Genomic DNA, 11462 nt, shown 5'->3' on the forward strand with positions numbered 1-11462 from the left:
CACGCCCGTCACATTGTTCTAAACGTCATGCCAGCCCGCCATTTTTCAAGACAGCTTCGAAGGAGCAGTCATGAGTTATGTGATCGACCGACGTCTCAATGGCAAGAACAAAAGCACGGTAAACCGCCAGCGCTTCCTGCGGCGTTACCGTGACCACATCAAAAAAGCCGTCGAAGAGGCGGTCAGCCGCCGATCCATCACCGACATGGAGCACGGTGAACAGATCAGTATTCCCGGTCGCGATATCGACGAACCGGTACTTCATCATGGTCGCGGCGGCAAACAGACCGTCGTTCATCCCGGCAACAAGGAGTTCACCACGGGTGAGCATATCGCCCGCCCACAAGGAGGCGGTGGCGGTAAAGGCGCGGGCAAGGCCAGCAATTCAGGCGAAGGCATGGATGAGTTTGTCTTCCAGATTACTCAGGAAGAGTTTCTGGAGTTCATGTTCGAGGACCTTGAACTGCCCAACCTGGTCAAGCGTAACCTGATGGGCACCGACACCTTCAAAACCGTTCGCGCGGGGATCAGCAACGAGGGCAACCCTTCACGGATAAACATCATCCGTACCTTGCGTTCAGCCCATGCACGGCGGATTGCATTGTCAGGCAGCAGCCGCGCGAAACTGCGTGAAGCCGTTAGTGAACTGGAGCGCATGAAGCGCGAAGAACCCGACAATTTCGGCGATATTCAGGAGCTTGAGAGCGAAATTGAGCGACTCAACGCCCGTATTCGTCGAGTGCCCTACCTGGACACCTTCGACCTCAAGTACAACCTGCTGGTCAAGCAACCCAACCCCAGCTCCAAGGCGGTGATGTTCTGCCTGATGGACGTTTCCGGCTCCATGACCCAAGCAACCAAGGACATCGCCAAGCGTTTCTTTATCCTGCTGTACCTGTTCCTCAAGCGTAACTACGACAAAATTGAAGTCGTGTTCATTCGCCATCACACCAGCGCCCGCGAAGTCGACGAGGAGGAGTTTTTCTACTCCCGGGAAACCGGCGGCACCATCGTTTCCAGCGCGCTGAAACTGATGCAGGAGATCATGGCCGCGCGTTACCCGACCAACGAGTGGAACATTTACGCGGCACAGGCTTCGGACGGCGACAACTGGAACGATGACTCACCGATCTGCCGCGACATCTTGATCAAGCAGATCATGCCCTTCGTGCAGTACTACACTTACGTGGAAATCACCCCGCGCGAGCATCAAGCGCTGTGGTTTGAATACGAGCGTATCAGTGAAGCGTTCTCCGATACGTTTGCCCAGCAGCAGCTGGTCTCTGCCGGTGATATCTATCCGGTATTCCGTGAACTCTTCCAGCGCAGGTTAGTGACATGACCGCTAGAGAGCAGAAGCGCCAACCCCTGTCCACGGGTTCAGAGTGGACATTCGAGCTGATCCAGGCCTACGACCGGGAGATTGGTCGTATCGCCAAGCGTTATGCCCTGGATACCTATCCCAATCAGATCGAGGTAATCACCGCCGAGCAGATGATGGATGCCTACGCGTCTGTCGGCATGCCGCTGGGTTATCACCATTGGTCCTACGGCAAGCACTTCCTCAGCACCGAGAAATCCTACAGCCGTGGCCAGATGGGGCTGGCCTATGAAATCGTCATCAACTCCGATCCTTGCATCGCTTACCTGATGGAAGAGAACACCATCTGCATGCAGGCGCTGGTCGTGGCGCATGCCTGCTATGGGCATAACAGCTTCTTCAAGGGCAATTACCTGTTTCGCACCTGGACGGACGCCAGTTCGATCATCGATTACCTGGTGTTCGCCAAGCAGTACATCATGCAGTGTGAAGAGCGGCATGGTATCGACGCGGTAGAAGACTTGCTCGACTCCTGCCACGCACTGATGAACTACGGCGTTGACCGTTACAAACGCCCTTACCCTATTTCCGCCGAGGAAGAACGCCGTCGGCAGAAAGACCGTGAAGAACACCTGCAGAAGCAGATCAACGATCTGTGGCGGACCATTCCGAAAGGCGCGGACAAGAACAGCGACAAAGACAACGCTCGCTTCCCCTCCGAGCCACAGGAAAACATCCTGTACTTCATCGAGAAACATGCGCCACTGCTGGAGCCCTGGCAGCGGGAAGTGGTGCGGATCGTGCGCAAGATCGCGCAGTACTTCTATCCGCAACGTCAGACCCAGGTGATGAACGAAGGCTGGGCGACCTTTTGGCACTACACCTTGATGAACGATCTCTACGATGAAGGCCTGGTGACCGACGGCTTCATGATGGAGTTCCTGACATCACACACCAGCGTCATCTACCAGCCGGGCTTCGATAGCCCGTATTACAACGGTATCAACCCCTACACCTTGGGGTTCGCCATGTACCGGGATATCCGGCGGATTTGCGAGCACCCCACCGATGAAGACCGCCACTGGTTCCCGGACATCGCTGGCAGCGATTGGCTGGCCACCATCAAGTTCGCCATGAGCAGCTTCAAGGATGAGAGTTTTATCCTGCAGTACCTGTCGCCCAAGGTGATTCGCGACCTGAAACTGTTCAGCATCATGGACGACGATCAAAAGGACGACCTGCTCGTTCCCGCCATCCATGACGAACCGGGGTACAAAACCATTCGGGAAACACTGGCCGCCCAGTACAACCTGGGCAACCGCGAACCGAACGTGCAGATTTTCAGCATCGACCGCCGCGGTGATCGCTCTCTGACCCTGCGCCATCAACAACACGACCGCAAACCGCTGGGAGACTCCACTGAGGAAGTGCTCAGACACCTGCACCGCTTGTGGGGCTTTGATATTCATCTTGAGACATTGCAGGGCGATCAGATCATGAAAACCCATCATGTCCCACCCAAAGGAGAGCATGCCGACAGTGAATATCCCCGGCTCGACTTGGCCGTCGTCCACCTATAAACGGTTGTAAGTGTTTTCTGTTTTAACCTCCGTGAGTGCGTCGCAAGGGTTATCCTGTCGCGCTTACGGAGGTTTTTTATGCAGATTTATAAAGTGGGCGGCGCAGTACGTGATCGCCTCTTGGGCAAGACCGTCGCCGATACCGACTGGGTCGTGGTGGGCGCAACCGCCGATGAAATGCTCAGCCAGGGTTTCCGCCCGGTCGGTGCGGATTTCCCGGTATTTCTGCACCCGAAAACAGGGGAGGAATATGCCCTTGCCCGAACGGAACGCAAGAGCGGCCCAGGCTATGGCGGGTTCATCTTCCATGCGGATCCCGAGGTCAGTCTCGAAGAAGATTTGATTCGTCGAGACCTCACGATCAATGCCATTGCGGAAGATGCGCAGGGTCGGTTGACTGATCCCTACCACGGCCAAGAAGATCTTAAAGCCCGAATCTTACGCCATGTATCACCGGCGTTCGCCGAAGATCCTCTGCGCGTACTGCGTGTCGCCCGCTTCGCCGCACGCTATGCATCGGATGGTTTTACCATCGCGCCAGAGACGATGACGCTGATGCAGCAGCTCAGTGAATCCGGCGAACTGGAGGCTCTGACTCCCGAGCGCAGCTGGAAGGAAATCTCCCGCGCCCTGATGGAAAATCAGCCCCAGGTTTTCATCCAGGTCCTGCGCGAGTGCGGGGCACTGAAGGTGCTATTTCCGGAAGTCGATGCATTGTTCGGCGTACCGCAGCCCGCAGCCCACCATCCAGAAATCGACACGGGCCAGCACGTGCTCAGCGTCCTTGAGCAGGCCGCGATCCATCATCAGCCGCTGAGCGTGCGCTGGGCATGCCTGCTGCATGATTTGGGGAAAGGCCTGACACCGGAAAGCGAATGGCCCCGGCACATCGCTCACGAGCACACAGGCCTGCGCCTGATCAAAGCCGTGAATGCGCGCTTCAAGGTTCCTCGGGATTGTCAGGAGCTGGCGATGCTGGTCGGCCAGTACCACACCCATGGACACCGAGCGCTGGAGCTAAAAGCATCGACGCTGTTTGAGCTGATGCAAAGCTTCGACATTTACCGTCGACCACAACGTTTCGAGGAGTTTATCGCAGGGTGCGAGATGGATGCCCGAGGCCGCCTAGGCTTCGAGCAGCGCGATTACCCTCAGGCCGAGTATCTGCGAGGCGCCGCCAACGCTGCACGAGCCGTGGCTGTGCAGCCGTTGCGCGATCAGGGCTATGAAGGGCCCGAGCTGGGCGAAGCGTTGAAGCAGGAGCGTTTGAAGGCGGTGCAAGCTTACAAGGCAACGTATAGCGCTTGAGACCCGCGATGTCAGGGCCAGACCTGTGTATTACCAGGGATGCGTATTTAACAGGACCTCAGGCGTCAACGGCATCCCGCGCCACTCAAACGCTACTGGCGCCAGCACCTGATCAATCTGCGCGTCCCGCCACAAATCCTTGAAGGTTTTGCTCACACCGGGATGCAGCCGCTCTGGCGCTATCAGCGACAACGGCCAAAGCACGAAGGCATTTTTCAGGATTTCCGCGCGGGGCAGAATCAAGCCATCGAAATTACCGACCTGCTCGCCGTAGAGCAGCACGTCGATATCCAACGGCAAGCCCCGGCGCTCCGGAGCATAGCGACCGTTATCCGCCTCGATGAATTTCAAACGGCGGTCCAGCTCCATCAGCGGCAGGTCGGTATACCCCGTGACCACCAGATTGAAGAATGGCCCGCTTTTGATCCCCACCGGCTGACTTTCGAATACCGGTGAACAGGTCATTTGCTGCAAGAATCCATCAAGCGCTTCAAGCCCTGCGCTCAGGTGCTTTTCGCGCTCGATATTGCTGCCGAGGCCGAGGAATATCTGGGTTAGCGACATCCGCGCTCGATCTCCACGCCCACGCCAGTAGCCGCCGCAACGGCGCCTGGCTTGGTCAGTTTGAGGTGCAGCCAGGGAATCTGGAACTCACTCATCAACACCTCGGCCAGGCGCTCGGCAAACGTTTCGACCAACTGAAATTTGGCGTCTTCGGCAAATGCCTGAATTCGTGCCGAGACGCTAGCGTAGTCGAGCGCCTTGCTCAGGTCATCGTCTGCCGCAGCGGGCCGATTGTCCCAGGCAAAACTCAGGTCCAGACGCAGGCACTGGCGAATGCCACGCTCCCAGTCATAGGCGCCGATAACCGTATCGACTTCCAGACCCTCGATAAAAACTCTGTCCAAGCACTTTTCTCCGCTGCACGACAAGGGCGCGATGCGCCGTTAGAATCAGGGCGTCCTCGCCCGGAATAGTTAGCATGTTTTGGTTACTGGCGACCCTCGCCTACCTGCTTGGCTCACTGTCCTTCGCCATTTTGCTTAGCCGCCTCACTGGCAGCCCCGACCCGCGCGCCAGCGGTTCCGGCAATGCTGGCGCAACCAATATGTTGCGTCTGGCGGGCAAAAAACTCGCCGTTCTAACCCTGATCGGCGACGTTTGTAAAAGTCTGCTCCCCGTCCTGGCTGCCAGACTGCTCGACCTTGATCCTCAACAGCAAGCCTGGATAGGCCTCTGTGCAGTCCTGGGGCATTTGTTTCCAGTGTACTTTCGCTTTCGTGGCGGCAAGGGTGTTGCCACAGCGGCAGGCATGCTGCTGGGCCTGTTCCCACCCGCCGCAGCGCTGGCTGTCTGCGCCTGGCTGCTGGTGTTCTACCTGACCCGCACCAGCTCACTCGCGGCGTTGATCGCCACCCCGCTGACCCTGCCATTACTGGCGTGGCAGGAGCCTCAAGCACTACTGCCGATGAGCATCCTCACCTTATTGATCGTGTGGCGCCATCGCAGCAATTTACGCGACCTGTTTGCCGGGCGCGAACGGCATTTTTGAATCACGGCCATGAGCCAGACTCAGGTTGACGCCGTTACAGCCCCGACAACTGCTCCATCGGCCAGCGGGCCTGCACACTGATGCTCAAATCCTCTTTCTGCCCCGCCAAAAGACGCTGACAACCGGCAAACGCAATCATCGCGCCGTTGTCGGTGCAGAACTCGGGCCGCGCATAAAAAACATTGCCATGCAGTTCGCCGAGCATTTTTTCCAGCGACAGGCGCAACGCTGTATTGGCACTGACGCCGCCAGCGATGACCAGACGCTTGAGGCCGGTCTGCTTGAGGGCGCGCTTGCACTTGATGGTCAAAGTCTCTACCACCGCATGCTGGAAGGCCAGAGAGATGTCGCAACGGGTTTGCTCACCGTCGTCTCCAGCGCTTTGGCACTGATGCCAGGTGTTCAAGGCGAAGGTTTTAAGGCCGCTGAAGCTGAACTCCAGGCCTGGCCGGTCGGTCATTGGCCGCGGAAAGACGAAACGCCCTGCCACGCCCCGGCTCGCGAGTCGCGCGATCTCAGGGCCGCCCGGATAATGCAGACCCATCATCTTCGCAGTTTTGTCGAACGCCTCACCGGCGGCATCATCCAGCGTCTCGCCCAGCACTTGATAAAGACCGATGCCATCGACCCGAACCAGCTGCGTGTGGCCGCCGGAAACCAACAAAGCGACGAACGGGAACTCTGGCGGCTGCTCTTCGAGCATTGGCGCCAGGAGATGCCCTTCCATGTGATGCACGCCCAAGGCTGGAATGCCCCAGGCAAAGGCCAGCGCCTGAGCGCAGGAAGCGCCCACCAGCAACGCCCCGACCAAACCCGGACCCGCGGTGTACGCAATGGCGTCGATTTCGGTGGCGACACAGTCCGCTTCAGCCAGCACCTGGCGGATCAGCGGCAGCATACGCTTGACGTGGTCACGCGAAGCCAGCTCAGGTACAACCCCGCCGTACGCGCGATGCAGGTCGATCTGGCTGAACAATGCGTCGGCCAGCAGGCCGCGTTCACTGTCATAAAGTGCGACACCGGTTTCGTCGCAGGAGGTTTCTAATCCCAGTACTAGCATGGGTTTGCGCCTTATTCGAAGGCGCGCATAATAGTCGCCACTCCAGCCCCCGACTAGCGGTTTTCGATCAGAGGCTTTGCATTCCTCTCAATGAGGGGTTAACATCCGCAACCCTTAAAAACCGACGAACTTATGTGCAGTTTTTGCACGAGTCGTTGACCCCGGTAATGAATGAAGGTAGCTCTGGATGCCAGCCGTCAAAGTTAAAGAGAACGAACCCTTCGACGTAGCTCTGCGTCGTTTCAAGCGCTCCTGCGAAAAAGCCGGTGTTCTGGCTGAAGTTCGTAGCCGCGAATTTTACGAGAAGCCGACTTCGGAGCGTAAACGCAAAGCAGCTGCTGCTGTTAAGCGTCACGCGAAGAAAGTACAGCGCGAACAGCGCCGTGCCGTCCGTCTGTATTAATTTACAGACGTCCGTCGCAAGTTTCTGCCACGCCCGGCCTCAAAGCCGGGCTGCCGGCAGTTGCACATCAAGCCTCAAGATTCATTGACAGAGGCTGTCTAAGCCGCAGGTGCACGTCAACTGCGTCTCAGACAAATCCCGTCAAGGCACGTCTAGTCTGATTCAGGCTGCGTTGATCGCGTCTACACTGACGAACGAATCAAGGCACACGACGAGCACGCCTCGCTGATCTTCGAAAGAAGCTCAATCAGGGCAGCGTCTCCCCATGTCAGTTTAGTGAACACAATGGTCTGCAAAGGCCAATTGTAGTTACGTTTTAGTTTCGCCACGATTTTGCTGGCGGGCCGCCTGATGATGAGAACGCCATGGCCGGGCTAATTCCCCAGAGCTTTATTGACGACCTTCTGAACCGCACCGACATCGTCGATGTTGTCAGTTCACGTCTGCAATTGAAGAAAACCGGGAAGAATTACAGCGCCTGCTGCCCATTCCACAAAGAAAAAACCCCTTCGTTCAGCGTCAGCCCGGACAAACAGTTCTATTACTGCTTTGGTTGCGGCGCGGGCGGCAATGCCCTCGGTTTCATCATGGACCACGACAACCTGGATTTTCCCCAGGCCGTCGAGGAACTGGCCAAAGCCGCCGGCATGGAAGTCCCGCACGAACAGGGTGTCAAAGGTCAAAAGCCACGCCAGCCGACCGACTCACCGCTGTATCCGCTCCTGACGGCAGCCGCCGAGTTTTATCGTCAAGCCCTTAAAAGCCATCCGACGCGCAAATCCGCAGTGGACTACCTGAAAGGCCGCGGCCTGTCCGGCGAGATCGCGCGCGATTTCGGCCTGGGATTTGCTCCACCCGGCTGGGACAACCTGTACAAGCATTTGAGCAGTGACACACTGCAGCAGAAGGCCATGATCGACGCTGGCCTGCTGATTGAAAATGCCGAGACCGGCAAGCGCTATGACCGTTTCCGCGACCGCGTAATGTTCCCGATCCGCGACAGTCGTGGCCGGGTCATTGCGTTTGGCGGTCGAGTCTTGGGTGACGACAAACCCAAATACCTGAACTCACCGGAAACACCGGTATTTCACAAGGGACAGGAACTCTACGGCCTGTTCGAAGCGCGCAAGTACAACCGCAACCTCGATGAAATCATCGTGGTTGAAGGCTACATGGACGTCATCGCCCTCGCCCAACAAGGCTTGCGCAATGCCGTCGCCACGCTGGGAACGGCGACCAGCGAAGAGCACCTTAAGCGACTCTTCAGGGTAGTGCCCAACGTGCTGTTCTGCTTCGACGGTGACCAGGCAGGCCGCAATGCCGCCTGGCGCGCACTGGAAGCGGCACTGTCGAGCCTTCAGGATGGACGTCGCGCGCGCTTCCTGTTCCTGCCTGAAGGCGAAGATCCGGATACGCTGGTCCGCTCGGAAGGAACCGACGCATTCAAGGCGCGGATCAACCAGCATGCGCAGCCGCTGGCCGATTATTTCTTTGAGCAACTGACTAAAGAAGCCGACCCGCGCTCGCTGGAGGGAAAGGCCCACATGGCGACCCTGGCCGCACCGCTGATCGACAAGGTACCGGGCGCCAATTTACGTACGCTCATGCGTAAGCGCTTGAGTGAAATTACCGGCCTCAACAGTGAAGCCGTTCATCAGTTGGTGCAGAGCGCACCCGCAGAAGCGCCACCCAGTTATGACCCGAACATAGATTACGACGCCATTCCCGACTACGCTGATTATCAGCCTCACAATGCCTACGAAGCACAGCCGGAATGGACGCCAAAGAAAGCCGGCGGTCAAAAGAAGTGGGATAAAAAGCCCTGGGACAAGAAAGGCAAACGGCCTGACTTCGAGCCTCGCGGCCCACGCACACCTGCGACGGTGGAACCACCGACACTGACCGCGCTCAGAACACTTCTGCACCACCCGCAACTGGCAGCGAAAGTCGAAGATGCCAGCCAACTGGCCGCAGAAGACCATATTTACGCGCAGCTACTGGTTTCTCTGCTTGAAGCACTGCAGAAAAACCCCACATTGCGTTCACTTCAACTGATTGCGCGCTGGCATGGCACCGAACAAGGCCGATTGTTACGCGCATTAGCAGAGAAAGAATGGCTGATTGAGGCCGACAACCTTGAACAACAGTTTTTCGACACTATAACTAGCTTATCCGCCCGCCAACGCGAGCGTAGCCTGGAACATCTGATCAGGAAAGAACGTCAAACAGGGTTGAGTGCGGAAGAGAAAGTCCAGCTGCTCAACCTGTTAAAACGCAAAGTTCCTGCACAAACCCCGACCTCAACTGGCGCGTGAGGTCATAGCTCGGGTATAATCCTCGGCTTGTTTTTTGCCCGCCAAGACCTTCAGTGGATAGGGTGTTATGTCCGGAAAAGCGCAACAGCAGTCTCGTATCAAAGAGTTGATCACCCTGGGTCGTGAGCAGAAGTATCTGACTTACGCAGAGGTCAACGACCACCTGCCGGAGGATATTTCAGATCCGGAACAGGTGGAAGACATCATCCGCATGATTAATGACATGGGGATTCCCGTACACGAGAGCGCGCCGGATGCGGACGCCCTTATGTTGGCCGACGCCGATACCGACGAGGCAGCCGCTGAAGAAGCGGCCGCAGCGTTGGCAGCGGTCGAGACCGACATCGGTCGCACGACTGACCCAGTGCGCATGTATATGCGCGAAATGGGTACCGTTGAGCTTCTGACCCGTGAAGGCGAAATTGAAATCGCCAAACGTATCGAAGAGGGCATCCGTGAAGTGATGGGCGCAATCGCGCACTTCCCTGGCACGGTTGACCATATTCTCTCCGAATACACACGAGTCACGACCGAAGGTGGGCGTCTTTCCGATGTTCTGAGCGGTTACATCGACCCGGATGACGGCATTGCGCCGCCAGCCGAAGTGCCGCCGCCTGTCGACCCGAAAACAGCGAAAGCTGCCGAAGGTGATGACGAAGAGGAAGAGAAGGACGAAACCACAACCGACGACGAAGAAGAAGTCGAAAGCGGTCCGGATCCTATCGTTGCTCAGCAGCGCTTCGGTGCAGTTTCCGATCAAATGGAAATTGCCCGCAAGGCATTGAAAAAGCACGGCCGTGGCAGCAAGCAGGCAACCGCCGAGCTGATTGCACTGGCACTGCTGTTCATGCCGATCAAACTGGTTCCTAAACAGTTTGAAGGCCTGGTCGAGCGGGTTCGTAGTGCACTTGATCGCTTGCGCGCTCAGGAACGCGCCATCATGCAGCTGTGTGTACGTGATGCACGTATGCCACGCGCCGATTTCCTTCGCCTGTTCCCTGGCCATGAAGTCGACGAGAGCTGGACCGATGCGCTGGCTAAAGGCAAAGGCAAATATGCTGAAGCCATTGGTCGCCTGCAACCGGATATCCAGCGTTGCCAGCAAAAGCTGATCGCACTCGAAACCGAAACAGGTTTGAAGATTTCCGAGATCAAGGACATCAACCGTCGCATGTCGATCGGTGAGGCCAAAGCCCGCCGCGCGAAGAAAGAGATGGTTGAAGCCAACTTGCGTCTGGTGATCTCCATCGCCAAGAAGTACACCAACCGTGGCCTGCAGTTCCTCGATCTGATCCAGGAAGGCAACATCGGCTTGATGAAAGCGGTGGACAAGTTCGAATATCGTCGTGGTTACAAGTTCTCGACTTATGCCACTTGGTGGATCCGTCAAGCGATTACCCGCTCGATTGCCGACCAGGCACGCACCATCCGTATTCCGGTGCACATGATCGAGACGATCAACAAGCTCAACCGTATTTCCCGGCAGATGCTGCAGGAAATGGGTCGCGAACCGACCCCGGAAGAGCTAGGCGAACGCATGGAAATGCCTGAGGACAAAATCCGCAAGGTATTGAAGATCGCTAAAGAGCCGATCTCCATGGAAACCCCGATCGGTGACGACGAAGATTCGCACTTGGGTGACTTCATCGAAGACTCGACTATGCAGTCGCCAATCGATGTCGCCACGGTCGAAAGCCTCAAGGAAGCGACGCGCGAAGTGCTCTCGGGCTTGACCGCTCGCGAAGCCAAGGTTCTGCGCATGCGCTTCGGCATCGACATGAATACTGACCATACGCTGGAAGAGGTCGGTAAGCAGTTTGACGTAACCCGCGAGCGGATTCGTCAGATCGAAGCCAAGGCGCTACGCAAGTTGCGTCACCCGACGAGAAGCGAACACCTGCGTTCGTTCCTCGACGAGTAATA

At 57.2% G+C, this 11462-nt stretch carries 10 protein-coding genes; 7 read left to right on the forward strand and 3 right to left on the reverse strand.

Going from position 1 to position 11462, the window contains the following annotated elements:
• The first annotated feature begins 70 nt into the window (after positions 1–70).
• The 3 genes from RHM55_RS12620 to RHM55_RS12630 all read left to right on the forward strand — a co-directional run bounded on the left by RHM55_RS12620 (position 71) and on the right by RHM55_RS12630 (position 4209).
• A complete protein-coding gene (locus RHM55_RS12620) occupies positions 71–1342 on the forward strand; it encodes a YeaH/YhbH family protein (RefSeq protein WP_322182485.1) in 1272 nt (423 codons plus the stop codon).
• Entirely contained in the window at positions 1339–2901 is a 1563-nt protein-coding gene (locus RHM55_RS12625) for a SpoVR family protein (RefSeq protein WP_322182488.1), read from the forward strand. Before RHM55_RS12620 ends, RHM55_RS12625 begins: the two co-directional genes overlap by 4 nt.
• Positions 2902–2979: 78 nt before the next feature.
• Positions 2980–4209: a multifunctional CCA addition/repair protein gene (locus RHM55_RS12630; protein WP_322182490.1), complete on the forward strand. Its 1230-nt coding sequence runs from the start codon at positions 2980–2982 to the stop codon at positions 4207–4209.
• Positions 4210–4239: 30 nt separating this feature from the next.
• Here RHM55_RS12630 and folK read toward each other — a convergent pair whose 3' ends face one another.
• Entirely contained in the window at positions 4240–4773 is a 534-nt protein-coding gene (gene folK / locus RHM55_RS12635; protein WP_322182492.1) for a 2-amino-4-hydroxy-6-hydroxymethyldihydropteridine diphosphokinase, read from the reverse strand.
• A complete protein-coding gene (gene folB / locus RHM55_RS12640) occupies positions 4764–5117 on the reverse strand; it encodes a dihydroneopterin aldolase (protein WP_322182494.1) in 354 nt (117 codons plus the stop codon). Before folB ends, folK begins: the two co-directional genes overlap by 10 nt.
• A 74-nt stretch (positions 5118–5191) precedes the next feature.
• Between folB and plsY the strand changes: the two genes are divergently transcribed.
• Positions 5192–5761: a glycerol-3-phosphate 1-O-acyltransferase PlsY gene (gene plsY / locus RHM55_RS12645; protein WP_322182496.1), complete on the forward strand. Its 570-nt coding sequence runs from the start codon at positions 5192–5194 to the stop codon at positions 5759–5761.
• 34 nt (positions 5762–5795) lie between these two features.
• Here plsY and tsaD read toward each other — a convergent pair whose 3' ends face one another.
• Entirely contained in the window at positions 5796–6821 is a 1026-nt protein-coding gene (tsaD, locus tag RHM55_RS12650; RefSeq protein ID WP_322182498.1) for a tRNA (adenosine(37)-N6)-threonylcarbamoyltransferase complex transferase subunit TsaD, read from the reverse strand.
• 187 nt (positions 6822–7008) lie between these two features.
• On the opposite strand from tsaD, the gene rpsU reads away from it, so the two are divergent.
• The 3 genes from rpsU (at position 7009) to rpoD (ending at position 11460) form a co-directional block, all read left to right on the forward strand.
• Positions 7009–7224 (forward strand): 30S ribosomal protein S21, encoded by a 216-nt coding sequence (gene rpsU / locus RHM55_RS12655; RefSeq protein ID WP_002551877.1) that lies wholly within the window; start codon positions 7009–7011, stop codon positions 7222–7224.
• Positions 7225–7589: 365 nt separating this feature from the next.
• Positions 7590–9539, forward strand: coding sequence for a DNA primase (dnaG, locus tag RHM55_RS12660; RefSeq protein WP_322182501.1), 1950 nt, complete (start codon positions 7590–7592; stop codon positions 9537–9539).
• Between the two features lie 67 nt (positions 9540–9606).
• Positions 9607–11460 (forward strand): RNA polymerase sigma factor RpoD, encoded by a 1854-nt coding sequence (rpoD, locus tag RHM55_RS12665; RefSeq protein WP_322182503.1) that lies wholly within the window; start codon positions 9607–9609, stop codon positions 11458–11460.
• Positions 11461–11462 lie beyond the last annotated feature (2 nt).

It is taken from the genome of Pseudomonas sp. MH9.2 (assembly GCF_034353875.1).
Taxonomy (GTDB): Bacteria; Pseudomonadota; Gammaproteobacteria; order Pseudomonadales; family Pseudomonadaceae; genus Aquipseudomonas.